Origin of the sequence: Burkholderia sp. AU30198 (assembly GCF_020419825.1) — a bacterium.
Classification (GTDB): Bacteria; Pseudomonadota; Gammaproteobacteria; order Burkholderiales; family Burkholderiaceae; genus Burkholderia.
This window is the reverse complement of record NZ_JAIZSA010000010.1, coordinates 229,901-254,602: the sequence shown is the minus strand read 5'-3', so window position 1 is coordinate 254,602 and position 24,702 is coordinate 229,901. Positions and strand designations below refer to the sequence as shown.

The 24,702-nt window shown below is 66.0% G+C and carries 23 protein-coding genes and 1 tRNA gene; 8 read left to right on the top strand and 16 right to left on the bottom strand.

Annotation, left to right across the window (positions count from 1 at the left end; genetic code table 11):
• The first annotated feature begins 86 nt into the window (after positions 1-86).
• Entirely contained in the window at positions 87-266 is a 180-nt protein-coding gene (locus LGN19_RS22795; protein WP_122944721.1) for a hypothetical protein, read from the top strand.
• A 15-nt stretch (positions 267-281) separates the two neighbouring features.
• Here LGN19_RS22795 and waaC read toward each other — a convergent pair whose 3' ends face one another.
• Positions 282-1,277: a lipopolysaccharide heptosyltransferase I gene (waaC, locus tag LGN19_RS22790; RefSeq protein ID WP_226217255.1), complete on the bottom strand. Its 996-nt coding sequence runs from the start codon at positions 1,275-1,277 to the stop codon at positions 282-284.
• A gap of 178 nt (positions 1,278-1,455) precedes the next feature.
• On the opposite strand from waaC, the gene LGN19_RS22785 reads away from it, so the two are divergent.
• Positions 1,456-3,015 carry a chloride channel protein gene (locus LGN19_RS22785; RefSeq protein ID WP_226217226.1) on the top strand — a complete coding sequence of 520 codons (1,560 nt, stop codon included), beginning with the start codon at positions 1,456-1,458 and terminating at the stop codon, positions 3,013-3,015.
• A 116-nt stretch (positions 3,016-3,131) separates the two neighbouring features.
• On the opposite strand, the gene LGN19_RS22780 is transcribed toward LGN19_RS22785, so the two are convergent.
• The 5 genes from LGN19_RS22780 to LGN19_RS22760 form a co-directional block, all read right to left on the bottom strand.
• Positions 3,132-3,533, bottom strand: coding sequence for a YXWGXW repeat-containing protein (locus tag LGN19_RS22780; RefSeq protein ID WP_122944719.1), 402 nt, complete (start codon positions 3,531-3,533; stop codon positions 3,132-3,134).
• 160 nt (positions 3,534-3,693) lie between these two features.
• Positions 3,694-3,948 (bottom strand): cell division topological specificity factor MinE, encoded by a 255-nt coding sequence (gene minE / locus LGN19_RS22775; protein WP_006486661.1) that lies wholly within the window; start codon positions 3,946-3,948, stop codon positions 3,694-3,696.
• A gap of 12 nt (positions 3,949-3,960) precedes the next feature.
• Positions 3,961-4,776, bottom strand: a complete 816-nt coding sequence (gene minD / locus LGN19_RS22770; protein ID WP_122944718.1) for a septum site-determining protein MinD — start codon at positions 4,774-4,776, stop codon at positions 3,961-3,963.
• Positions 4,777-4,835: 59 nt separating this feature from the next.
• Positions 4,836-5,609, bottom strand: a complete 774-nt coding sequence (gene minC, locus LGN19_RS22765; RefSeq protein WP_226217224.1) for a septum site-determining protein MinC — start codon at positions 5,607-5,609, stop codon at positions 4,836-4,838.
• A 169-nt stretch (positions 5,610-5,778) separates the two neighbouring features.
• Complete coding sequence (locus LGN19_RS22760; RefSeq protein WP_164462545.1) at positions 5,779-6,291, bottom strand: GNAT family N-acetyltransferase; 513 nt, start codon at positions 6,289-6,291, stop codon at positions 5,779-5,781.
• 669 nt (positions 6,292-6,960) lie between these two features.
• Between LGN19_RS22760 and LGN19_RS22755 the strand changes: the two genes are divergently transcribed.
• Positions 6,961-8,121 (top strand): alkane 1-monooxygenase, encoded by a 1,161-nt coding sequence (locus LGN19_RS22755; protein WP_226217222.1) that lies wholly within the window; start codon positions 6,961-6,963, stop codon positions 8,119-8,121.
• Between the two features lie 102 nt (positions 8,122-8,223).
• Here the strand turns inward: LGN19_RS22755 and LGN19_RS22750 are convergent, their stop codons facing one another.
• Positions 8,224-9,759 carry a methyl-accepting chemotaxis protein gene (locus tag LGN19_RS22750; protein WP_226217220.1) on the bottom strand — a complete coding sequence of 512 codons (1,536 nt, stop codon included), beginning with the start codon at positions 9,757-9,759 and terminating at the stop codon, positions 8,224-8,226.
• Positions 9,760-10,626: 867 nt separating this feature from the next.
• On the opposite strand from LGN19_RS22750, the gene LGN19_RS22745 reads away from it, so the two are divergent.
• Positions 10,627-10,965: a hypothetical protein gene (locus tag LGN19_RS22745; protein WP_122944713.1), complete on the top strand. Its 339-nt coding sequence runs from the start codon at positions 10,627-10,629 to the stop codon at positions 10,963-10,965.
• 314 nt (positions 10,966-11,279) lie between these two features.
• Here the strand turns inward: LGN19_RS22745 and LGN19_RS22740 are convergent, their stop codons facing one another.
• From LGN19_RS22740 to serS, 3 genes are all read right to left on the bottom strand, one after another.
• Entirely contained in the window at positions 11,280-11,744 is a 465-nt protein-coding gene (locus LGN19_RS22740) for a phosphatase PAP2 family protein (protein ID WP_226217218.1), read from the bottom strand.
• A 218-nt stretch (positions 11,745-11,962) separates the two neighbouring features.
• Positions 11,963-12,053: transfer RNA gene (locus tag LGN19_RS22735), tRNA-Ser, on the bottom strand.
• A 136-nt stretch (positions 12,054-12,189) separates the two neighbouring features.
• Positions 12,190-13,491 carry a serine--tRNA ligase gene (gene serS / locus LGN19_RS22730; RefSeq protein WP_174941410.1) on the bottom strand — a complete coding sequence of 434 codons (1,302 nt, stop codon included), beginning with the start codon at positions 13,489-13,491 and terminating at the stop codon, positions 12,190-12,192.
• A 263-nt stretch (positions 13,492-13,754) separates the two neighbouring features.
• Between serS and LGN19_RS22725 the strand changes: the two genes are divergently transcribed.
• Complete coding sequence (locus LGN19_RS22725) at positions 13,755-14,021, top strand: DUF2164 domain-containing protein (protein WP_011351259.1); 267 nt, start codon at positions 13,755-13,757, stop codon at positions 14,019-14,021.
• A gap of 43 nt (positions 14,022-14,064) precedes the next feature.
• On the opposite strand, the gene LGN19_RS22720 is transcribed toward LGN19_RS22725, so the two are convergent.
• From LGN19_RS22720 to LGN19_RS22710, 3 genes are all read right to left on the bottom strand, one after another.
• Positions 14,065-15,375, bottom strand: coding sequence for a replication-associated recombination protein A (locus tag LGN19_RS22720; protein ID WP_175033527.1), 1,311 nt, complete (start codon positions 15,373-15,375; stop codon positions 14,065-14,067).
• 189 nt (positions 15,376-15,564) lie between these two features.
• Positions 15,565-16,254, bottom strand: a complete 690-nt coding sequence (lolA, locus tag LGN19_RS22715) for an outer membrane lipoprotein chaperone LolA (RefSeq protein WP_011351257.1) — start codon at positions 16,252-16,254, stop codon at positions 15,565-15,567.
• A gap of 46 nt (positions 16,255-16,300) precedes the next feature.
• On the bottom strand, positions 16,301-18,610 hold the full coding sequence (locus LGN19_RS22710; protein WP_226217217.1) for a DNA translocase FtsK: 2,310 nt from the start codon (positions 18,608-18,610) through the stop codon (positions 16,301-16,303).
• A gap of 439 nt (positions 18,611-19,049) precedes the next feature.
• Between LGN19_RS22710 and trxB the strand changes: the two genes are divergently transcribed.
• The 3 genes from trxB to LGN19_RS22695 all read left to right on the top strand — a co-directional run bounded on the left by trxB (position 19,050) and on the right by LGN19_RS22695 (position 21,539).
• Positions 19,050-20,012: a thioredoxin-disulfide reductase gene (gene trxB, locus LGN19_RS22705; protein ID WP_226217215.1), complete on the top strand. Its 963-nt coding sequence runs from the start codon at positions 19,050-19,052 to the stop codon at positions 20,010-20,012.
• Positions 20,013-20,149: 137 nt separating this feature from the next.
• A complete protein-coding gene (locus LGN19_RS22700) occupies positions 20,150-20,929 on the top strand; it encodes a Smr/MutS family protein (protein WP_226217214.1) in 780 nt (259 codons plus the stop codon).
• The gene (locus LGN19_RS22695) at positions 20,916-21,539 is read left to right on the top strand and encodes a trimeric intracellular cation channel family protein (protein ID WP_043183085.1); all 624 of its coding nucleotides are present in this window, start codon (positions 20,916-20,918) and stop codon (positions 21,537-21,539) included. The genes LGN19_RS22700 and LGN19_RS22695 overlap by 14 nt, the downstream gene beginning before the upstream one ends.
• Before the next feature lie 84 nt (positions 21,540-21,623).
• Here the strand turns inward: LGN19_RS22695 and LGN19_RS22690 are convergent, their stop codons facing one another.
• From LGN19_RS22690 to LGN19_RS22680, 3 genes are all read right to left on the bottom strand, one after another.
• Positions 21,624-22,742 (bottom strand): ABC transporter ATP-binding protein, encoded by a 1,119-nt coding sequence (locus tag LGN19_RS22690; protein ID WP_174976954.1) that lies wholly within the window; start codon positions 22,740-22,742, stop codon positions 21,624-21,626.
• A 112-nt stretch (positions 22,743-22,854) separates the two neighbouring features.
• Positions 22,855-23,712 carry a carbohydrate ABC transporter permease gene (locus LGN19_RS22685; RefSeq protein ID WP_226217212.1) on the bottom strand — a complete coding sequence of 286 codons (858 nt, stop codon included), beginning with the start codon at positions 23,710-23,712 and terminating at the stop codon, positions 22,855-22,857.
• The gene (locus tag LGN19_RS22680) at positions 23,702-24,640 is read right to left on the bottom strand and encodes a carbohydrate ABC transporter permease (RefSeq protein WP_174976953.1); all 939 of its coding nucleotides are present in this window, start codon (positions 24,638-24,640) and stop codon (positions 23,702-23,704) included. Before LGN19_RS22680 ends, LGN19_RS22685 begins: the two co-directional genes overlap by 11 nt.
• Between the last annotated feature and the right edge of the window lie 62 nt (positions 24,641-24,702).

Here is a 24,702-nt window from a genome sequence, read left to right as displayed (position 1 = left end):
GTTGTGCGGTAGTCGGCGCTGCCTATACTCGATCCTGGGTGCGCCGCTGCGCGCCCCCGGGATCCCGCCCCGAAGGAGCCGCCGCCATGAACATCCGCCTCGGCAATGCCGATCTGGTCCTGATCCTCGCGCTCGCGCTGGGTGGCGCGCTGCTGCTCGCGCTGCGCTTCCGGCCGAAGACGTGGCGCGGCCTCGTGTTCGAGGCGCTGCTCGCGAATCTGGCGGCCATCGCCGCCGTCGTCACCATCGAAGCGATACTGGCGTAAGCCCGCCGGCAACCGTCAGGCGACGGCCTGCACCGGCAACACGTCGCAGACCGGCGCCACGGCATCGATTGCATCGAGTGCGTCGGCCATGCTCGGCGGCGCACCTGCGGCGCCGATCGACAGCGAATGCGGCGCGCCGCCGATACCGAAGTGGGCACGCGAAGTGGCCACGAACATCATCACCGTCGGGCGCCGCAGCGCGTGCGCCAGGTGCACCAGCCCCGTGTCGACACCGACGACCAGCGCCGCCCGGCTGATCGTCGCGGCGAGTTCGCCCAGTGACATGGCCGGCAGCACGACCGCGCCAGGCGCGCGCGCGGCGATGTCCTGCGCGTCGCCATGCTCGGCAGGCGAGCCCCACGGCAACAGCACGCGCAAGCCGCGCGCCATCATTCGGGTCGCGAGTTCGGCCCAATGATCGGCCGGCCATTTCTTGTCGGCATTCGACGTGGCGTGGAACAACAGCATGAACGGTGCGCCTTCGGTAACGATCTGCGGCAACGATACGTCTGGCGCAACGATCCCGTACGACGCAATGCCTTCGGGCGCGTAGCCCAGCGCCTCGCCCGCGCTGACACGCATGCCGTGCCACGCGTCGCAGGCCGGCTTCGGGCCGAAGCGATGCGAATACGCAAAGCGTGCCCCTGTTTCGCCGAGATCCGGCGTGCGGTATCCGACACGACGCCGGGCACGTGCCAGCGCCGCAATGATCGCGCTCTTGTAGACGCCGTGCAGGTCGATCACCGCATCGTAGCGATGCCGGCGCAACGCGCCGATCGACGCCGATATCGCCTTCAGGTCACCGGTATTTCTCATCTTCTTGAAGCGGCGCAGCGGCGCGCACAGCACGGCGCTGACGCCCGGGTGCCAGCGCACGATATCGGCACACGACTCGTCCACTGCCCAGTCGACCTCGACGCCCGGAAAGGCACGGTGGAGATCCGCAACGACGGGTAGCGTCTGGATGACGTCGCCGAGCGACGTCACTTTCACGATCAGAATGCGTTTCACGTTTGCGGGGAAGTACATGGAGCGGTGCATTTCGGCATGCTAATAAGATCGGGGACGCTTGAGAATTACGGCTAAATTACATTTGTAACAAAGCGTTTGGATATGTCGAGAATTGTAGAGCTTATTGTCGCCCGGGTTCTTTTTTTATAATCATGTCTTTGCCTTCCGGCCCGTGCCAATGCGACGCCCTGCCCTTCCCGCCCTGTTTCCCGCACTCACCCGACGCTCGGTGAGAATCTGGCGCCAGTACGGCGTTTTCTGGCTCGGCGCGATCGTCGTCGGTCTCGCCGCCGTACTCTACGCGCGACTGATCGACTGGGGCTACGAGACCTTCCGCACGATGCGCGATCACGCCGTGTGGCTGCCGCTGCTGCTGACGCCGGCCATCGCCGCGGTGTCGGTATGGATCACGCGCCGCTTCTTCCGCGGCGCCGAGGGCAGCGGCATCCCGCAGGTGATCGCGACGCTGCACGCGCGCCCGAGCGCGTTCGGCTCCCGGCTGCTGACACTGCGCATCCTGTTCGGCAAGGTGCTGGTCTCGTTCCTCGGCATCCTGGGCGGCTTCACGATCGGCCGCGAAGGGCCGACCGTGCAGGTCGGCGCGGCGCTGATGTTCAACCTGCGGCGCTTCTATCCGCGCTCGAACGCGCAGATCGAACGCCAGCTGGTACTGGCCGGCGCGGCGGCCGGGCTGTCGGCCGCGTTCAATACGCCGCTCGCCGGGATCGTGTTCGCGATCGAGGAGCTGACCCGCAGTTTCTCCGCGCGTGCCAGCGGCGTGCTGATCACCGCGATCATCCTCGCCGGCGTCGTCGCGCTCGGCCTGAACGGCAACTACACGTATTTCGGCACGATCGATGCCGGCCCCCATTTCCCGAAACTGCTGGCGCTCGCCGTGCTGGTCACCGCGATCGTGACGGGGATCGCAGGCGGCCTGTTCTGCTGGCTGCTGCTCAACACGGGACGCTGGCTGCCCGCGCAGCTGCTGGGCCTGTATCGCGAGCGGCCGATCGCGTTTGCCGCGCTGTGCGGCTTCGCGATCGCCGTCGTCGGCCTCGTATCGGGCGGCACGACCTTCGGCAGCGGCTATGCCGAAGCGCGCGGCCTGCTCGACGGCAGCCAGCATCTGTCGGTGTTCTACCCGTTCCTGAAGATGATCTCGATGGTCGCGTCGTACCTGCCGGGCATCCCGGGCGGGATCTTCGCGCCGTCGCTGTCGATCGGCGCCGGGTTCGGTAACCTGCTGCACATCGTGTTCAGCAACATGAGCCTGCCGATGCTGATCGCGCTCGCGATGGTCGGCTACATGGCGGCCGTCACGCAATCGCCGATCACGTCGTTCGTGATCGTGATGGAGATGATCAACGGCCACGCGCTCGTGATTTCGCTGATGGCCACCGCCCTGGTGTCGAGCCGCGTTTCGCGCTTTTTCGCGCCGCCGCTCTACGAAACGCTCGCCCAGCGCTATCTCGCGCCGCCCGTCGCGGCCGCGGAACCGGCTACGGCAACCGCTGCAGCCGCGGCGAGCACGACGGTGGGAACCGGCGTCACCGAGCCGCAGGACGCGACCGCCGCGCCCGCCGATCCGCTCGACACGCTGCGTGACGAAGGCAGCCACGAGCCGTCCACCGCCGCGCCGGCCGAGAACGCCGTGCCTGCGCCGGCGCCGCACGAAGACGAGCCGGCCGCGGCCGGGACGAACGGCCCGGCGCAGCCCGGCCCGCGCGACGCTCAGTAGATCACGACGGGTGCCGGCCGGTAGTACACGGGCCGGGCCGGCACGACGATGCACCCGGCCAGCGTGATCGCGACGAGCGCGATGGCGATTGCGGTTCGTTTCATCGCTCGCCTCCATCATGCCCAGTGGCCACGGGTCCAGAACCAGTTCGGACCGCGCTGGTCCCAATGGCCCGGCACCCATTGCATGCCGACGCGCTCGGCTTCCCAGTGGCCGCCGATCCACACGTAGCGGCCGTGATCCCAGTGCCAGTGCCCGCGATCCCAGACGTAGCCCACGCGCGTGGCCGGCACGACCTCGTAGCGCACCGGCGGCGGCGCATTCGGCGCGACGACGACGATTTCCTCGGTGCGCACGGCGACCGGCTCGGCGACGACCACGCGGCCCTGCGGCGCGATCACGGGCGTGCCGACGAGAATCTCGTCCGCATGCGCGGCAAGCGGCGCGACGACGGCTGACAGGCTCGCGGCAAGCAGTGCGAGCGAAACGATACGACGTTGAACGATAGAGACAGCCATCACAACCTCCTGGTTGAACAAGTTACGCGAGCGTATTCGTTCAATGCGGGAGGGACGATAACGGCCGACAGACGCCGTGTTACGGCGTGCCCGAAAGTGCAACAGGGCGTAAGACGCGCACGGCGGCGAGTGCCGCCGTGCGGAGGGATACCGGCAACGGTCAGGCTTGCGGGATCTCGATCTTCACTTCGAGGACTTCGAGATCGTCCTGGCGCTCGAGGCTCACGCGGATGTCATCGTTCGAAATATGGACGTACTTCGAGATGACCGCGACCAGCTCCTTCTGCAGCGCCGGCAGGTAATCGGCCGGCGGGCGGCCGCCAACGCGCTCGTGCGCGATGATGAGCTGCAGGCGCTCTTTCGCGACCGATGCGGACTTCTTCTTCTCGCCGAGGAGAAACGAAAGGATGGACATGGTCGGCCTCCGTTACTTGCTGCCGAAGAGGCGCTGCAGCAGGCCCGGCTTCTGGTAGTCGGTGAAGCGCAGCGGCTTGTCTTCGCCGAGGAAGCGCGCGACGACGTCCTTGTACGCTTCCGCCACGTCGGTGCCATCGATATGCACGGCCGGCAGGCCCTGGTTCGATGCGTGCAGCACCGCTTCCGACTCGGGCACCACGCCGATCAGCTTGATGCGCAGGATCTCGCTGATGTCCTCGAGCGACAGCATCTCGCCTTCGCTGACGCGCTTCGGGCTGTAACGCGTGATCAGCAGGTGCTCCTTGATCGGGTCCTTGCCTTCGGTTCCGCGCTTCGTCTTCGACGACAGGATGCCGAGAATGCGGTCCGAATCGCGCACCGACGACACTTCCGGGTTCGTGACGATCAGCGCTTCGTCCGCGAAGTACATCGCGTGCAGCGCGCCCGCCTCGATACCGGCCGGCGAATCGCAGACGATGTAGTCGAAGTCCATCGCGACGAGGTCGTTCAGCACCTTCTCGACGCCGTCACGCGTCAGCGCATCCTTGTCGCGGGTCTGCGACGCCGGCAGGATGAACAGGTTCTCGCACTTCTTGTCCTTGATCAGCGCCTGGTTCAGGTTCGCTTCGCCCTGGATCACGTTCACGAGGTCATACACGACGCGACGCTCGCAGCCCATGATGAGATCGAGGTTGCGCAGGCCGACGTCGAAGTCGATCACGGCCGTCTTGTGGCCGCGCAGCGCGAGACCGGACGCAAAGCTCGCGCTCGTCGTCGTCTTGCCCACGCCGCCCTTGCCCGAGGTCACCACGATGATTTTTGCCATTTACCCAATACCCTGTGTTCGTCAATGAGAGCCGATCGATCCGGAGCGCACCGCGTGGATTACGTCAGGCGCAGCGGTTCGATCATCAGTTTTTCCTCTTCGAGCCGGATCTGCACCGATTTGCCCAGTACTTCGGCGGGCAACGGGTTCTCGGTTGTTCGATAGATACCCGCGATCGAAATCAGTTCCGGCTCCAGACACGTGCAGAAAATGCGCGCATCGTGATTGCCGTGCACGCCCGCGAGTGCGCGGCCACGCAACGGCGCGTAGATGTGGATGTTGCCTTCCGCGATGATCTCCGCACCGTGACTGACCGGCGCGAGCACCACGAGGTCTCCTTTCGCGTAAATCTGCTGCCCCGAACGCAACGGCCGGTCGATCACGAGCGTCTGGCCGCCCGCCTGCAACAACGTCGGCGCGGGCTCCTGCGCCGGTTCGGCTGCCCGAGCGGCTGCGGCTTCGACGACGGGCGCCGGTGCCGGTTCCGCTTCGTCGGCGTGCTTCGCGGTCGGCACGCGGCGATCGCGCGCCTCGAGCAACGGCAGGCCGGCTTCCCCCGCCCAGCCCTGCGTCGCCAGCGCGACGACGCCCACCGGGCGCATCCGCACGTCGTTCAGCATCTGGCGGATGTCCGCCAGCGCGACGCGTTCGCCATCCGCCAGGCGGCGGACGTCGATCGCGACGACATCGTCGGCGAAAAACTCGGGAGTCGCTTCGAAGCGCTTGACCAGTTCGGTACGCAACGCGTCGAGATCGGTCGTCTTCACGGTGAACAGCAACGTATCGACCGATCCGCTGCGCAGCTCGAAGAATGGCGATTTTTTAAGCGACATGGACACTCTGCAAAAATTTTTTGCGTATTTTACAGGCGTCCACGCGCGCGGCCATTATTTTTGGGGAGCCGGGTTGCGGCGGCCCGGGGCGGGCGCGCAACCGGCAGGCGGGCTGGCAGCGGGCGACCGGACCTTCATCGCGCCGTGCGGCCCGCGTCCTGACGTCGCGTCAGTGCTTCACCTGCGACACGTACAGCGATTTCATCGCGCCCGGCATCCGCGCGATCGGCGCGTGTTCGCCGGTGTTGCCGAATCCCGCACGCTCGTAGAAGCGGATCGCGTTGCGGTTCGCATCGGCAATCCAGGCGTAGACATCCTGGGCGCCACGTTCGGCGAGCCAGGCGGTGGCCGTCTCCAGCAGCAGCACGCCGCCGCGCAGATGACGCACCGCATGCGCGACCCACAGCTCGCTGACGAACGCGCGCCGATCGGGCGTATTGTCGAAATACGCGCCGATCATGCCGGCCGGATGGCCTTCGGTATACAGCAGGAAAGTCGTCGATTCGTCGGACAACGCACGCTGCGCGGCAATCGCCGACGCTGCGTCCGCTTCGACGTTCAGCAATTCGGCCTCCGGCGCTTCGCCGGGCGCGTAGGGCTCGCGCAGCGATGCGGCGCGGAGTTCGCGATACACGCCGCCCTGGTCGGCAACGATACGACGAACGGTCAAGGTCGAACTCATGCAGGCACAGCCCCCTTCGGACAGCAAGCTATTAGCTTCAACCGAAAGCGGGGCATGAGTCAAATCGTTATTTTCAAATGGCAGCGCGAATTGAAAGGCGGCAGGGGCCGCCGCCGGTCTCGCGGCCAGCCGGTGTGCAGGTGCAGCATCGCCACGTCGATGCGTGCGTCAGGACGACAACCATGACGGCTTCGTTCGACGCATGTCGCCAGTCGCCTTGCGGCATGAGGCAGTCGCTTGCCGGAGCCTGCGCATTTCATCGCGGAAGCCGTAATGGTCCGTAATACTTGTAACCCCGAAAGCACGCGTCGCGGGTGCTCGCTGCGCTCCGCATATTGCAACGCAACATTTGTTGCGAACCCGCAGCGTCGACGCTCGAACGCGTCACGGCAGGCCATCCGTCTGACGAACCGGCCACCCATGCGGGCCGATCGGGCGTTCCCCGCATGTTTCAATCAGCGTGCGCGGCCCCTTCCCTGCCCGCGCCGGACGCCCCCCTCCGTTTGGAGCGACGCGCCTAGCGCCGGAGTTTGGCAAGCGTGCGCATGGGTCGTATAACAGGCAGAACCGGGTGACGATCCGGTACAACCGCGCGTGCGTCGCGGACCAACAAACATTCGAACAACCGTACAGGCGGCCGCCCTCGGGCCGGCCGGCAGGAGGGAGACAATGGCAATGACCGACGGATCGGCTTCGGGCTGGTCGGATGGCAAGCGTTACCTGTGGCTGCTCGGCGCGCTGACGATCACGCTGCCGATCCTCGCCGCCCAGCTCGCGCTGTCGACGGGCCTGCATGTGTTCTGGTGGTTCGGCCCGCTGTTCGCGTTCGGCGTGATCCCGATCCTCGACACACTGATCGGCGACGATCGCGACAACCCGCCCGATGCCGTCGTGCCGCACCTCGAGCGGGAGCGCTACTACCGGCTGATCGTCTATCTCGCGACCTTCGTCGAATACGTCGCGTTCTTCGTGTGCGTATGGATCGTCGCTACGCACGCGCTCGCCTGGTACGACTACGTCGGCTTCGCGCTGTCGCTCGGCGCCGCGACGGGCATCTCGATCAATACCGCGCACGAGCTCGGGCACAAGACCGACCGCTTCGAGCGCTGGCTCGCGAAGATCACGCTCGCGCCGGTCGCCTACGGCCACTTCTACGTCGAGCACAACCGCGGCCACCACGTGCGTGTCGCGACGGCCGAGGATCCGGCTAGCGCGCGCTACGGCGAATCGTTCTGGGCGTTCCTGCCGCGCACCGTGACCGGCAGCATCCGCTCGGCATGGCGGCTCGAGAAGGCCCGTCTCGAACGGCTCGGGCATTCGCCGTGGACCTGGCGCAACGAGGTGCTGCACGCGTGGGCGATGACCGTCGTCGTGTGGGGCATCGCGATCGCGATGGCCGGCAAGGTCGTGATCCCGTTTCTCGTGATCCAGGCCGTCTACGGGGCGTCGCTGCTCGAAGTCGTGAACTACGTCGAGCACTACGGGCTGGGCCGCCGCAAGCTGCCGAGCGGCCGCTACGAACGCTGCACGCCGCAGCATTCGTGGAACAGCAATCACGTCGTCACCAACCTGTTCCTGTACCAGTTGCAGCGGCACGCCGACCATCACGCGAATCCGACGCGCTCGTACCAGGCGCTGCGCCACTTCGACGATTCGCCGCAACTGCCGGCCGGCTACGCGACGATGATCCTGTTCGCGTACCTGCCGCCGCTCTGGTATCGCGTGATGAATCCGCGCGTCATCGCGCACTACGGCGGCGACATGGCGCAATCGAACATCAAGCCGTCGATCCGCGCCCGGGTGCTCGCGCAATATCCGGCCGCGACCTGATTGCGGGGGACGGGCCGGAGGTAGCCGACGCCGGCACGCCGCCGACAACCGACGCCACGCCGGCCCGCGGTATCGTCGAAGCCCGGCGCGACGGCGCCGCCGTCACGCCATCTCCGGCAGCCTGAACACGGCCACCGCGTGCCGCAGCGCGCTCGCCTGCTCGGCCAGCGCCTGCGTCGCGGCCGAGGCCTGCTCGACGAGCGCCGCGTTGCGCTGCGTCGCTTCGTCCATCTGCGTCACCGCGATGTTCACCTGCTGGATGCCGCCGCTCTGCTCCTGCGACGCGGACGAGATCTCGCCGACGATCGTCGTGACGCGCTGCACCGCGCCGACGATCTCGTGAATCGATTCGCCCGCTCGGCCGATCAGCACGGCGCCCTCGTCGACCCGCTTCGTCGACTGCTCGATGAGCCCCTTGATCTCCTTCGCGGCGGCGGCGCTGCGCTGCGCAAGCGTACGCACTTCCGCCGCGACGACCGCGAAGCCGCGCCCCTGTTCGCCCGCGCGCGCCGCCTCGACCGCTGCGTTCAGCGCGAGGATGTTGGTCTGAAACGCGATACCGTCGATCACCGCGATGATCTCGCCGACCTTCGCCGAGCTGTCGGCGATGCCGTTCATCGTGCCGACGGCATCCGTCATCACCCCGCCGCCTGCCGCCGCGATGTTCGACGCGTCCCGTGCCAGTTGCGCCGCATGCTGCGCGTGCTCGGCCGACTGCCGGACGATGCCCGTGAGTTCGGTCATGCTGGCGGCCGTCTCCTCGAGCGACGCGGCCTGCGCCTCGGTACGCGCCGACAGGTCGTGATTGCCCGACGCGATCTGTGCGCTCGCCGTCGCGACGGCTTCGGCATGCGTGCGCACTTCGAGCACGACGCCCGACAGGCTCGCCTGCATCGTCTGCAACGCGCGCAGCAGGTCGGCGATCTCGTCGCGGCCGGCCGCGTCGACGTTGCGCGTCAGGTCGCCTCCGGCGACGGCCTGCGCGCACGCCACCGCACGATCGAGCGGACGCAGGATCGCGCGGCTGAACAGAAACGCGCCGACCATCGCGACGCCGAGCACGACCAGCATCAGCACGAGGCTCGCGGCGGTGGCGTGCTGCGCGTCGCGGCTCGCCTGCGCCGACACGGCGGCACTCTCGTCGGCGATCGACTTCGCTGCCCGCTCCAGCAGCGCCGCGGGTTCGCGGTCGACGCCCGCCACGGCCGCATCGCCGGCCGACGGTTCGAATCCGGCAGCCTTGAACGCGTCGAACCCGCGCCGGTAACCCTCGCCCATCGCCGTGTGCGCGCGCAAGAACTGCTCGACGAGCGAGCGGCTCTCGCCGGGCGGCAACTGGTGAACGAGTTGCGTGGCAAGCGTGTCGACCGTCCGCTCACGCGTCTGGAACGCCTGCCAGTACTGGTCGAGCTTGTCGGGCTGCTTGCCGCGCAGCAGCGTGTCCTTCCATTCCTGCACCTGCAGCTTGAATTGCACGAGCGTGGCCGACACGAGCCGTTCGTCGCCGACGTTCGTCTGCACGTCTTCGGCAAACGTATCGATCGACCGATTGAGAATGTGGATACCGTACAGCGCGCCACCGAACATCAGCAGCAGCGCGATGGCGAATGCGAGGGGAATCTTGTAGCTCAGCTTCATGGAACCTTGAATCGACGGGGAACGATGCGGTCCGGCACGGGCGCCGGCCGCCGCCTCGTGTTAACGGCGCCGAAAGCGCGGGCTTAAAGCTGAAGAAAGCGGCGAAAAGCGAATGCGAGCGGTCGAGCCGGTCAGCACCATCCAGGGGCGGTCGCAACGCATAACGCATGCAGCCACTTCCAGATGGCTACTTCACCAACCGGCGCGTGGCGCCGCCAAGCTTGAACCACTCGGCGCCGGGCAGTCGGTGACGCACGAGGATGCCAACGTCACGTTCGATGCCGAGCAACCGCCAGGCACGACGTGATCGACACGGATATGTCGGCCGGGATTCGAGACTTCCGAAAAAGCAGTGCGAGCGCGAATAATTCCGTGACAAAGGAGATGCGGAAATCGGAAGCCGGCGTGACGATCCACGACGGTGAAGTAGTGGCAATGGTCGGGTCGGCCAGCGCAACGATTCGAACGCATCCAGTCGCATAGGCCGACTGCTGTCGTTCATCGACGAGCGCAGTATGTCGAGTTCGAGGCCGGACATCGTGCCCGTCCTGCGGATCACGAAAATCCGATTTCCCGTTTAATCGGCAAAGCATGCCTCTTCACAATCGACGCCACCGATTATTCAATCGAAATTATTACACCAAAAATGTAAATCATTACATCGCACCGGATTCCCCAGCCCCAATCAAAATCAACCTGAATAAATAATTGATAGATAAAAAGTAAATCAATCTTAATTTATTCAACATAAAATCCAACTGCCCAATCGATGTACCGCAAACCAACGGGCAATCCAATTATCATGAAATGCCAAACGCATCTTTTAATTGGAACTCAATCAATCCAAACAGACAAAAAGGTGAAACTATGGCTGCTGGCAAGATTATTATCGTAAACAGATCCCCCAATACGCTGTCCGTGGCAATCAACATCTGGAGCAGCAATGGCGGAGATCCGGGCACCTTCGCCGTTCTCCCCGGTGCAACGGGGGACTCCGCCACCTGGTCCCGCACCGATGAGCGCGGATACGTGATGTACCTGAAACAAGGCGGTAGCGAGGCACCGTTCTATGTCGTTCCGGGCAGCACCATTACCTTCGTCTCAATGGACAGTGTCGTTGACAATGGCCAGCGCATTCATCCCATCACGGCGCCGCTTCCGTCGCTGACCGAGGAGCGCCCGGAAGTCAATCCGGTCGAGAAATAATCCAGTGGAAACGCCGCGCCAATCATCGTATTCAGTGTGAAGGACCAAGCGATTAGCGTCAGGTGAGTCCGATTGCTCCCGGAGCAACTTGGAACGACGGCTTTGATATAAAGTCGTGACGCTTGTCGCGCGGTTCAGCGCGGCTTGCTGGCAGCGCGAATCTCCGGGGACGGGGAGCGCAGGCTGTGTGGCCTGCCCCCTCCCCCTCTGCAAATCGCCTTTACGCAGAGCGCACCGGTCAGGTGTGTTGATCGACGCGATAGCGCGTGGTGCTCGTCGGCGTATTCGGGGCTTCGTGGCCTGTATAAAGGACACTACGCGTCTTCAAAGACTGCATCGTCGCCCGCCGGCGGACCAGTGCCCGCTCGAACTCGGCGAACACGCGTGGCAACTTGATCATCACCCAGCCCAACCGGCAAGGTGGCGCGATGTGTGAGGGAGGTTCTCAAAGCGAGCCTGCGGGCGATTCGCGACCCTGCGCGGCCCCGCCATCCAGCGGCGCACGACGACGATCGGCAGCACGCTACGATCCTCCCGATCACGTCGGACAGGCAGTGGCCACCCGTGGTCGGTGTCGACATGATCATCACGGCATTCAGCACGACCGACGCGGGAAACACGTAGCGGACGTGTCGCATCGCATACGCGCGCAGCAGCGCCAGCATCACATGGAACGACGGCAGCGACACGAGCCCCTGCGATTCGGGCCGGCTGAACTGCCGAAGCTGCCCGTTGCACAGCAGGTCGTGGTGAGACACGATCGACGCGGAGTTTGCCATTCAGCGCGGCTGTATCGAGGACGCGGCACGATCATGCACGCGGTGGGCGCCACTGCATCAGCACGATCCGTATAGTCGACGGTCGAGCTGCTGCCACGGCAACGGCAACGGCAACGGCAACGGCAACGGCAACGGCAACGGCTTGCGACACGACACACGCACCGCGAGCCCAAAACGAAAAACCCCTTGATCCTTCCGGATCAAGGGGCTTCGTATTTTGGCGGAGAGGGTGGGATTCGAACCCACGGTACGGGGAAACCGTACGCCTGATTTCGAGTCAGGTACATTCGACCACTCTGCCACCTCTCCTTCCTTGCTGCTTTACTGCATTTCGCGGCTGGTCGTTTCCGCGAAAGAAAAGATTATAGAACGATCTCTTCGAAACCCACAACCCCTTTTTGCAAATATTTTTACGAGAACGCCAAGGGCTTGCAGGCGCGCGATCTTACGACGCCCGTGCCGGCGCGTCGATGCGCTCGATGCCGCCCATGTACGGACGCAGCACTTCCGGCACCGTGACCGAGCCGTCCGCGTTCTGGTAGTTCTCCAGCACCGCGACGAGCGTGCGGCCAACTGCAAGACCCGAACCGTTCAGCGTATGCACGAGTTCCGGCTTGCCCTGCGCGTTGCGGAAACGCGCCTGCATCCGGCGCGCCTGGAACGCCTCGGTGTTCGAGCAGCTCGAGATCTCGCGATAGGTGTTCTGCGCAGGCAGCCACACCTCGAGGTCGAACGTCTTCGCGGCCGAGAAACCCATGTCGCCCGTGCACAGCGTGATCACGCGGTACGGCAGGCCGAGCTTCTGCAGGATCGCTTCCGCATGGCCGACCATCTCGTCGAGCGCCGCGTACGACGCTTCCGGTGCGACGACCTGCACCATCTCGACCTTGTCGAACTGGTGCTGGCGGATCATCCCGCGCGTGTCGCGGCCGTACGAACCGGCTTCCGAGCGGAAGCACGGGGAATGCGCGGTCAGCTTGATCGGCAGTGCGGACGCGTCGACGATCGACTCGCGCACGGTGTTCGTCAGCGAGATTTCCGACGTGGAGATCAGGTATTGCGTGACCTTGTTCTCCTCGCCGCCCTTCTCGACGCGGAACATGTCGTCCGCGAACTTCGGCAGCTGGCCGGTGCCGTACAGGATCTCGGGGTTCACGATGTACGGCGTATACGTCTCGGTATAGCCGTGCTGCTGCGTGTGCGTGTCGATCATGAACTGCGCAAGCGCACGGTGCAGGCGCGCGATCGAGCCGCGCAGCATCGTGAAGCGCGCGCCGGCGAGCTTCGCGCCAGTCTCGAAATCGAGGCCGAGCGGCGTGCCGACGTCGACGTGATCCTTCACTTCGAAATCGAACTGACGCGGCGTGCCCCAGCGGCGCACTTCGACGTTGTCGGCTTCGTCCTTGCCGACCGGCACGCTTTCATGCGCGACGTTCGGCATGCCCAGCATCAGGTCGGACAGGCGCGCCTGGATCTCGCCGAGCTTGGCTTCTCCCGCCTTCATTTCGTCGCCGATCCCGCCGACCTCGGCCATCACGGCCGACGTGTCCTCGCCCTTCCCCTTCATCGCGCCGATCTGCTTCGACAGGCTGTTGCGGCGCGCCTGGAGCTCTTCGGTGCGGGTCTGGATCGCGCGGCGTTCCGCTTCGAGAGCGGAGAACGCGGCGATGTCGAGGGTGTAGCCGCGATCGGCGAGGCGCTGGGCGACGCCGTCGAGGTCTTTGCGCAGCAACTGGATGTCGAGCATGGGAGGACTTGGAGAATCGTTGTGTAAGACGGGAATTCTAACGCACCGCGGGGCCGCCACGGCACTGGCCGGACGGACAATGCTGCAAACGGGCGATGACCGTGGTGCGACGGCCATGGCAGTATCGCATTGCCGGTCCGCCCGCCGGCACCCGCGAAATCGCGCGGCATCGACGCACCGTGGATCGCGAAACACCCGTGCGTGCCCGCCGCAGCGCATCGAACGAGGCACCCGCCACCCGTCACAGCTACCCAAGGAACCCGATGGCCATCGAACTGGACAAGGACGTACGCGACCGAGCGATCGCATCGCTGCAACGCTATTTCACAGAAAACATGGACGAGCCGATCGGCAATATCCAGGCCGGCGCATTGCTGCACTTCTTCGTCGAGGAAATCGCGCCCGCGATCTACAACCTCGCGATCGCCGATGCGCAGCAGAGCCTGCACGCCCGCGTCACCGAACTCGACATCGAGTGCCATCAGGAGCCGTTCGGCTACTGGAAGAAGCAACCGGCCCGCAAGCGCTGACACGTTCGCGGCGGCGCCGGCCTCAGCGGGCCGCGCCTGCCCGTCAGTCCTTCTTGCCCGCCTCGCGGTCGAGTTCGCGCAGCCACGCGAGCTTGTCGGCGATCTTCGATTCGAGCCCGCGCGGCACCGGCTTGTACCAGCGCGGTTCGCGCATCCCGTCCGGCAGGTACGTCTCGCCGGCCGCATACGCATTCGGCTCGTCGTGCGCGTAACGGTAGGCGTGACCGTAGCCGAGTTCCTTCATCAGCTTGGTCGGCGCGTTGCGCAGATGCACGGGCACCTCGCGCGACTTGTCCTGCTTCACGAACGCCATCGCCTGGTTGAACGCGTTGTAGCCCGCGTTGCTCTTCGCCGCGCACGCGAGATAGATCACCGCCTGGCCGAGCGCGAGTTCGCCTTCCGGCGAGCCGAGCCGCTCGTAGGTTTCGGCCGCGTCGTTCGCCATCTGCAACGCGCGCGGATCGGCGAGGCCGATGTCTTCCCACGCCATCCGCACGATCCGCCGCGCGAGGTACTTCGGATCCGCACCGCCGTCGATCATCCGGCAGAACCAGTACAGCGCGCCGTCCGGGCTCGAACCGCGCACCGACTTGTGCAGCGCCGAGATCTGGTCGTAGAAGTTGTCGCCGCCCTTGTCGAAGCGCCGTGCGTTCAGCGTCATCGCGCTGCTGACGAATTCGGCATCGATCGTCGCGACGCCGGCCGACGTCGCGGCCGTCTGTGCCTGCTCGAGCAGGTTCAGGAAGCGCCGCGCGTCGCCGTCCGCATAGCCGACCAGCGTATCGATCGCCTTGTCGTCGAACGACAGGCTGTCGAGCGCGATTTCCTGTGCGCGCTTCAGCAACTGGCGCATCTCGTCGTCGTCCAGCGACTTCAGCACGTACACCTGCGCACGCGACAGCAACGCCGAGTTGACCTCGAAGCTCGGGTTTTCGGTCGTCGCGCCGATGAAGGTCACGAGCCCCGACTCGACGAACGGCAGCAGCGCGTCCTGCTGCCCCTTGTTGAAGCGATGGATCTCGTCGACGAACAGGATCGTGTGGCGGCCGGTGCGGTTCAGCGTGTCCTTCGCCTGCTCCATCGACTCGCGGATGTCCTTCACGCCGCCGAGCACCGCCGACAGCGCAATGAACTCGCAGTCGAACGCGAGCGCGGTGAGCCGCGCGAGCGTCGTCTTGCCGACGCCGGGCGGCCCCCACAGGATCATCGAATGCGGCTTGCCCGATTCGAACGCGAGCCGCAGCGGCTTGCCTTCACCCAGCAAATGCGTCTGGCCGATCACCTCGGCGAGCGTCTTCGGCCGCAGCGCCTCGGCGAGCGGCCGGCGCGGCTCGACTTGAAACAGGTCGGACATGAACCCTCGCTCCACATCAAACGGTAGCGGCCGAACCGGCCGCCGGACCCGACATTATGACAGCCGCGCGAAAGCACCGCCGCGCCTGGAGCCTGCGCCCAGTGCCCGCGCCTGGTGCCCGCGCCTGAAAACAACACGGGCCTGCCGTCGCCGGCAGGCCCGTTGCGGGAGAGCGGCGCGCGGCGCCGGTCAGCCGGTAATCACGTCCGCGCCCTTCGGCACGACGAACTTGAACGTATCGCCCTTCAGCGGCGGATTGGTCTGGATGTTCGTAAACGTCAGCAACGTGACGTTGCCGAACACGTCGTGCAGCTCCATCGCCGCAAGCGTGCCGTTCTTGAAGCCGATGCCGATCCGCTGGAACTGCGTGTCCTGCGCCTTCGGCAGCATCTCGAGCCACTCGATGCCGCCCTTCTCGCCGGCGTCGCGCAGCGTGTAGTTCTTGTCGAGATCGTTGCTGCCGAACAGGATCGCGGCCGGGCTCGCGCCCAGCGCGCCGTTCAGCTTGCGCTCGGTGACCTGGTTCAGGTCGCGGTCGTACACGTAGAGCTTCTCGCCGTCGGCCTGCAGCACCTGCTGGTAAGGCTTCTGGTACGTCCAGATGAACTTGCCCGGGCGCGCGAACACGAACGTGCCGCTCGAATTGTCGGTGGGCTTCGGCACGGCCTGCACGGCGCTCGCGCCCTTCGCCGGCGCCTTGACGATCTGCTGCGTGAAATCGCCCTTCGCCGAACGCACCTGCGACACGAACGCCTTCAATTGCTCGGTGCCGCCCGCGAACGCGTGCGTCGCCGCGAGCATCAGCGATGCGCCGGCAAGCGCCGCGCCGAGCCAGCGCCGCGTCGAACGAAGGGACATTGCGAACGAATGTTGCTGCATATTGCGGTTTTCTCCCTGGGTGGCCAGCGCTGCGAGCGCCGCGGACTCATTCCGCGTCGCGCGCCGGCACAAGAATTTCGCGGTTGCCGCTCGACGACATCGCCGACACGAGCCCTGACTGCTCCATCTGCTCGAGCAGCCGCGCCGCGCGGTTGTAACCGATCCGCAGATGACGCTGCACGAGCGAGATCGACGCACGGCGATTCTTGATGACGATCTCGACCGCCTGGTCATACAGCGGATCAGACTCATCGCCGCCTTCGCCGGTTCCCGCGCCGGCCGAGCCCTCGTCGCCGTCGGCCGTGCCGCCTTCGAGCAGACCCTCGATGTAGTTCGGCTCGCCCTGCTCCTTGAGCTTGTCGACGACGCGATGCACTTCGTCATCCGCGACGAACGCGCCGTGCACGCGCACCGGTAGCCCGGTGCCCGGCGCGAGGTACAGCATGTCGCCCATCCCGAGCAGCGATTCGGCGCCCATCTGATCGAGAATCGTGCGCGAGTCGATCTTCGACGACACCTGGAACGCGATCCGGGTCGGCACGTTGGCCTTGATGAGGCCGGTGATCACGTCGACCGACGGGCGCTGCGTGGCAAGGATCAGGTGGATGCCGGCCGCACGCGCCTTCTGTGCGATCCGCGCGATCAGTTCCTCGACCTTCTTGCCGACGACCATCATCAGGTCGGCCAGCTCGTCGATCACGACGACGATGTTCGGCAGGCGGCCGAGCGGCTCCGGATCTTCCGGCGTGAGGCTGAACGGATTCGGCAGCTTCTCTTCGCGCTTCGCGGCCTCGTCGATCTTGTTGTTGTAGCCCGCAAGGTTGCGCACGCCGAGCTTGCTCATCAGCTTGTAGCGGCGCTCCATCTCCGCGACCGTCCAGTTCAGCGCGTTGCCGGCCTGGCGCATGTCGGTGACGACCGGGCACAGCAGGTGCGGAATGCCTTCGTAGACGCTCATTTCGAGCATCTTCGGATCGATCAGGATCAGGCGTACCTGCTCGGCGGTCGCCTTGTACAGCAGCGACAGGATCATCGCGTTGATCCCGACAGACTTGCCCGAGCCGGTCGTGCCGGCCACCAGCAGGTGCGGCATCTTCGCGAGATCGGCGCACACCGGCTTGCCGCCGATGTCCTTGCCGAGGCTCAGCGTCAGCGCCGACGACGCGGCCGCATAGACTTCGGAACCGATGATCTCGGACAGGTGCACCGTCTGGCGGCGCTGGTTCGGCAGCTCGAGCGCCATGTAGTTCTTGCCGGGGATCGTCTCGACGACGCGGATCGACACGAGCGACAGCGAACGCGCGAGATCCTTCGCGAGGTTGACGATCTGGCTGCCCTTCACGCCGGTGGCCGGCTCGATCTCGTAGCGCGTGACGACCGGGCCCGGATACGCGGCGACGACGCTCGCCTCGACGCCGAAGTCCTTCAGCTTCTTCTCGATCAGGCGCGACGTGAATTCGAGCGTGTCGGCGGAGATCGCCTCCTGCGCCTTCGGCGCGGGATCGAGCAGCGACACCGCCGGCAGCGTCGAATCGCCCGGCAGGTCGGTGAAGAGCGGCACCTGGCGCTCGCGCTCGACGCGCTCGGACTTCGCCGGCGTGACGACCGGCGGCACGATCGTCACGGGCTCGTGATCCTCGATGCGCACGCGCTCCTCCTCGACCTTGCCCTCGCGGCGCACGGCCGCGGCCTCGCCGAGCTTGCGGTCGCGCTCGGCCTCGCGGCGCAGCTTCGCGACGTTGACGGCGGACAGGATCGCGCCGCCGACGCGCTCGGCGACCGACAGCCACGAGAAGCGGAAATACAGCGACAGGCCGATCGCCAGCGCGATCAGCAGCAGCAGCGTGCCGCCCGTGAAGCCGAACGCGTGCGACATCGCACCCGCGACGGCCTCGCCGACGACACCGCCCGGCGCACGCGGCAGTTGCACCTTCAGCGACCACATGCGCAGCGCCTCGATGCCGTCGCACGCCAGCACGACGAGCACGAACGCGAGAATTTCGGTGAGCCAGCCGATCGGCCGCTCGGGTTCGTCCGCGACCGCCTCGTGGCGCGTGATGCGGCGATAGTTGACGGCGATGCGCCGCGCGAGCGGCACGATCAGCCAGTAGGCCGACAGGCCGAACAGCAGCAGGATGATGTCGGCCGTCCAGGCGCCGACGCGGCCGGCCCAGTTCGAGATGTGGTCCACCTGGGCCGCGTGCGTCCAGCTCGGATCGCGCCGGCTGTAGCTCAGCAGGGCCATCACCAGAAATGCGCAGAGCGCGACCTGGAGAATCCAGCGGATCTCCGTGAGGAGCTTCGACATCCGGTGCGGCAACGCCTGTGCCTGGGCGGAATAAGGAGCTTTTGCCATGAATCCGTATAAAGAGGACGGGCCGTGCGCCCGCCTGTCGTTCGATCCCGCTTATTGTAAACGCTGCACCGGGCCGCCAAGTGTAAATGACGGTTACATAACGGGGCCGGGGTACGGCCGGCCCGGCCGACGCGCCACGCAGCGGCCCTTTTGCCCAGGTCCGGCCGGCCGTCGGGCGCTGCTGCAGCGCAGCCCCGAGCCAGCACCACGCCCCGCCGCACCCGTGCGGCAACGCGTCGCCACGTGCCTCGCCCGGCCCGCGTGCGCGGCCGTTGCGCCGCCCGACACTATCGCCTCGATTGAAACTCTCGTTCGGCACCGCAGCAACGGGGCCTTTATAATGCGCGTCTGATACCCATCTATGACGGCATCCCGGTCAACCCGGATCGTACGGCGAGCCCCACCCTGCCCGCCGCGGCCGCCTTTTACGGATTCGCACATGTCCACGCCCAAACACGCCAAAGTCCTGATTCTCGGTTCCGGCCCCGCCGGCTACACGGCTGCCGTCTACGCAGCACGCGCCAACCTGTCCCCGGTGCTGATCACCGGCATCGCGCAGGGCGGCCAGCTGATGACCACGACCGACGTCGAAAACTGGCCGGCAGACGCGAAAGGCGTGCAGGGTCCGGAGCTGATGACGCGCTTCCTCGAGCACGCCGAGCGCTTCAACACCGAAATCATCTTCGATCACATCCATACCGCGAAGCTGCACGAGCAGCCGATCCGACTGATCGGCGACTCGGGCGAATACACGTGCGATTCGCTGATCATCTCGACCGGCGCGTCCGCGCAGTATCTCGGCCTGCCGTCCGAAGAAGCGTTCATGGGCAAGGGCGTGTCGGCCTGCGCGACCTGCGACGGCTTCTTCTATCGCGGCCAGGAAGTCGCGGTGATCGGCGGCGGCAACACGGCCGTCGAGGAAGCGCTCTACCTGACGGGCATCGCGAAGAAGGTCACGGTGATCCACCGCCGCGACAAGTTCCGCGCGGAGCCGATCCTGATCGACCGCCTGCTGGAGAAGGAAAAGGAAGGCGCCGTCGTGATCAAGTGGGATCACGTGCTCGACGAAGTGACCGGCGAGGATTCGGGCGTCACGGGCCTGCGCATCAAGAACGTGAAGACCGGCGCAACGGAAGACCTCAACGTGCAGGGCGTATTCGTCGCGATCGGCCACAAGCCGAACACCGACCTGTTCCAGGGCCAACTGGAAATGAAGGACGGCTATATCCTGACGAAGAGCGGCCTGCACGGCAACGCAACCTCGACGAGCGTCGCGGGCGTGTTCGCCGCGGGCGACGTGCAGGACAACGTGTACCGCCAGGCGATCACCAGCGCCGGCACGGGCTGCATGGCCGCGCTCGACGCGCAGCGCTACCTCGAAAGCCTGCACGACAAGAAGTAAGCCGCGAGACCTGTCGCGCCGGGCGCTACAATGGCGTCCGCTGCCGCGAAGCGGGTCTGGCCGGACAAGCCGCTGCCGCCGTGCAGCGGCTTTTTTTTGCCCGCGCGCCCAAACGCGCCTGCCCTGCGTACCGAATCATGGCGAAGAACCAGCCCCATCCGAGCGATCCCGCGAAGCGGCAGATCGCCGCCCGTCCCGCGAAACCCGCGCCCGTCGCGCCGGCGCCCGCGCCCGATCCCGCCGCGTTGCGCGGCCAGGGGCTCGCCGGCCTCGGCGCGCTGCGCGCGAACCTGAAGGGCGAAGCCGAGCGCCGCGAGCGCAACCGCGTCGAAACCGCGAAGGCCGAGCGCAAGGCGGAAGCCGACGCGAACGTGTTCCGCAACGAGGTCGGCACAATCCAGCCGCTCAAGGCGCCGCCGCGCGCGGCGGCCGGCCGCACGCCGCCCGACCCGGTGCCGAAGCAGACGCAGCGCGACGAGGAAGCCGTGCTGAACGCGACGCTGTCCGACGAATTCGATCCCGAGACGCTGCTCGACACCGACGACTCGCTGTACTACCACCGCCCCGGCATCAGCCGCGACGTCGTGCGCAAGCTGCGCAGCGGCGCATGGATCGTGCAGGCGCAGATCGACCTGCACGGGATGCGGCGCGACGAGGCGCGCGACGCGCTCGCCGAATTCATCCGCGAAGCCGGCAAGAAGGGGCTGCGCTGCCTGCGCGTGATCCACGGCAAGGGGCTCGGATCGATCGGCAAGGAGCCGGTGCTGAAGGGCAAGGTGCGCGCGTGGCTCGTGCAGAAGGAAGAAGTGATCGCGTTCTGCGAGGCGCGCGGCAACGACGGCGGCGCGGGCGCGGTGCTGGTGCTGCTGCAGCCGCACGCGGCGCCGGCCGACCGGGGGCCGCGTGCCGCATCCTAGGCTGACGCTCGCGATCGCGATACTGGAGGCGATCGCCACGCTGGCCTTTGCGATCTCGGGCTTCATCGAGGCGCGCAAGAACCGCCTCGACTCGGTCGGCACGTTCGTGGTGGCACTCGCCACCGCATTCGGCGGCGGCACGCTGCGCGACATCCTGCTCGAGCGCCGGCCGTTCTACTGGGTCGTGCACGACGACTACGTGATCGTGATCTTCGTGCTCGCGCTGTTCGCGCCGTTCGTGCTGCGGATGTTGTCGCGGCTGTCGGCCGAGCGGCTGCTGCTCGTCGCCGATGCGATCGGGCTCGGGATCTTCAGCATTTCAGGTACGGCAATCGCGCTCGATGCCGAGATGCCGCGCTTCATCGCGGTGATGATGGGCGTGATCACGGGCGTGGTGGGCGGGATCATCCGCGACGTGCTGTGCAACGACATCCCGCTGATCCTGCGCGATTCGCGGCCGTACGCGACCTGCGCGTTCGTCGGCTGCTGGTTCTACCTGCTGCTCGTGTGGCTGCAGTTCGATTCCGTCTACAGCGTGCTGCTCGCGACCGGCTTCATCCTCGTCGCGCGGCTCGCGACGTTCAAGTTCGACGTCAGGCTGCCGCACTGACTGACACTGTAGCGTCAACCACATCGCCAAAACAGAAGGGGCCGTTCGAGACGGCCCCTTCTTTCGTTCAGCGCGAGCGCCGCGTTACGCGATCCGCTCCTCCGACGCCGGATCGAACAGCACGGCCTTCGACACGTCGAACAGCAGCGACAGCGTCTGTTCGGGTTGCGGGTTCGCGGCCGGATGCACGCGGCTCACGATCCGCTTGCCGTTCACTTGCGCGAACACGTGCGTATCGGGGCCGGTCGGCTCGGTCACGTCGACGCGCACGTCGAACGGCTGCAGGTGCGACGCGTCGCCGTTGTGCGCGTGGCGCACGTCGGTGATGCGCTCCGGACGCAGGCCGAGGATCACCTCGCGGCCGACGTGCGACTTCAGCTTCGCCGCGTCGAACGGCAGGTTCAGCGCACCGCGCTTGACGCCCGTATCGATCTCGAGCGCGATCCCGCTGCCCTGCTCGACCAGCTTGCCGTTGATGAAGTTCATCGGCGGCGCGCCGATGAAGCCCGCGACGAACAGGTTCGACGGCGAATCGTAGATCTCCTGCGGCGCGCCGAACTGCTGGACCACGCCGTCCTTCATCACCGCAATCCGGTCGCCGAGCGTCATCGCCTCGATCTGGTCGTGCGTCACGTAGACGATCGTCGTGCCGAGGCGCTGGTGCAGCAGCTTGATTTCCGCGCGCATCTCGATGCGCAGCTTCGCGTCGAGGTTCGACAGCGGCTCGTCGAACAGGAACAGCGACGGATCGCGCGCGAGCGCACGGCCCATCGCGACACGCTGGCGCTGGCCGCCCGACAACTGGCCCGGCTTGCGGTCGAGCAGGTGCTGGATCTGCAGCATCTGCGACACGCGGTCGACGATCTGCTGCTGTTCGCTCTTCGGCACCTTGCGGATGTTCAGGCCGAACGAGATGTTCTCGCGCACCGTCATCGACGGATACAGCGCGTACGACTGGAACACCATCGCGATGTCACGATCCTTCGGCGACAGGTCGTTGACGACCTTGCCGTCGATGCAGATCTCGCCGCTCGTCACGGTCTCGAGCCCGGCAATCATGTTGAGCAGCGTCGACTTCCCGCAGCCCGACCCGCCGACCAGGATCAGGAACTGTCCGTCCTCGATCTCGATGTCGACACCCTTCAGGACCGGCACCCCGTTCGGGTAGGTCTTGTACACGTCACGGATGGAAAGGCTTGCCATGCTGTGAATCCTCTGTCTCGTCTCGCGCGGCGCACTCGGGCGCCGCGTCGGGTTCGTTTCGATGCGCCGCGCGCGAGGCGCGGCCGGTTCGTCGTATCGGATGAAGCCGCGCTTACCCCTTCACCGCGCCCGCCGTCAGCCCGCGCACGAAGTAGCGGCCGGCGACGATGTAGACGAGCAGCGTCGGCAGCGCGGCGATGATCGCGCCGGCCATGTCGACGTTGTATTCCTTCACGCCCGTCGACGTGTTGACGAGGTTGTTCAGCGCAACCGTGATCGGCATCGAATCGACGCCGGAGAACACGATCCCGAACAGGAAGTCGTTCCAGATCTGCGTGAACTGCCAGATCAGGCACACCATGAAGATCGGCAGCGACACCGGCAGCAGGATCTTCGTGAAGATCGTGAAGAAGCCCGCGCCGTCGATGCGCGCGGCCTTCACGAGCTCGGCCGGCACGCTCACGTAGAAGTTGCGGAAGAACATCGTCGTGAACGCGATGCCGTACACGACGTGCACGAACACGAGGCCCGGAATCGTGTTGGCGAGGCCGAGCATGCCTTGCAGGCGCGCCATCGGCAGCAGGATCACCTGGAACGGGATGAAGCAGCCGACCAGCATCATCGTGAACAGCGCGTCCGCACCGCGAAAGCGCCAGTGCGTGAGCACGTAGCCGTTGAACGCGCCGATCAGCGACGAGATCAGCACGGCCGGGATCACCATCTGCAGCGAATTCAGGAAGAATGGCTTCATGCCGTCGCAGCGCACGCCGGTGCACGCCCCGCTCCACGCCTTCACCCACGGGTCGATGGTCCACGTGGTGGGCGGCGTCAGCAGGTTGCCGGTGCGCAGCTGGTCGAGATCCTTGAACGACGTCGACAGCATCACGTAGATCGGGAACAGGAAATACAGCGCGAACAGGATCAGTGCCGCATAGATCACTGCCCGGCTGACCGTCATCTTAGGCTGCATTGCGGGTGCTCCTCGATTCCATATACATCAGCGGCACCAGCACCGCGACCACGGTCGCGAGCATCATCACCGAGGACGCCGCGCCGAGCCCGAGCTGGCCGCGGTTGAACGAAAACGTGTACATGAACATGGCCGGCAGCGACGACGACGTGCCCGGGCCGCCCGCGGTCAGCGCGACGACCAGGTCGAAGGTCTTGATCGTGATGTGGCAGAGGATCAGCAGCACCGAGAAGAACACCGGGCGCATGCTCGGGATCACAATCTTGCGGTAGATGGTCGGCAGCGTCGCGCCGTCCACCTGCGCGGCCTTGAAGATCTCCGCGTCGACACCGCGCAGCCCCGCGAGGAACAGCGCCATCACGAAGCCGGTCGACTGCCACACGGCCGCGATCACCACGCAGAAGATCGCCTTGTCAGGATCGCCGAGCCAGTCGAACGAGAAGCTCGCCCAGCCCCAGTCGTGCATCACCTTCTCGAGGCCGAGGCCCGGGTTCAGGATCCACTGCCACGCGGTGCCGGTGACGATGAACGACAGCGCCATCGGGTACAGGAAAACCGCGCGCAGCGCGCCTTCGTTGCGGATCCGCTGGTCGAGCAGGATCGCGAGGAACAGCCCGAGCGCGACGCAGATCGCGATGAACGGAATCCCGAACCAGCCGAGGTTCGCGGCGGAGGTCCACCACACGTCGTTCTGGAACAGGTCCGAGTAACGGCCGAAGCCGTCGAATTCGTAGTTCGGCAACAGTCGCGAGTTGGTCAGCGACAGATAGCCGGTAATCAGGATGAAGCCGTAGATGAACACCACGGCGATCGCGACGCTCGGCGCAAGCACGAGCTTCGGAATCCAGCGATCGGCGAAGGCCGACATCGGCGACGTACGCCGTGCGGCGGCAGCGCCGGATCCGTTTCCACTAAGAGGGGCAGCCACTTGATTCGACTCCTGGAACGAGGGCGACGCAGGCCGGGCCGGCGCCAGGTACGGCACGAGCC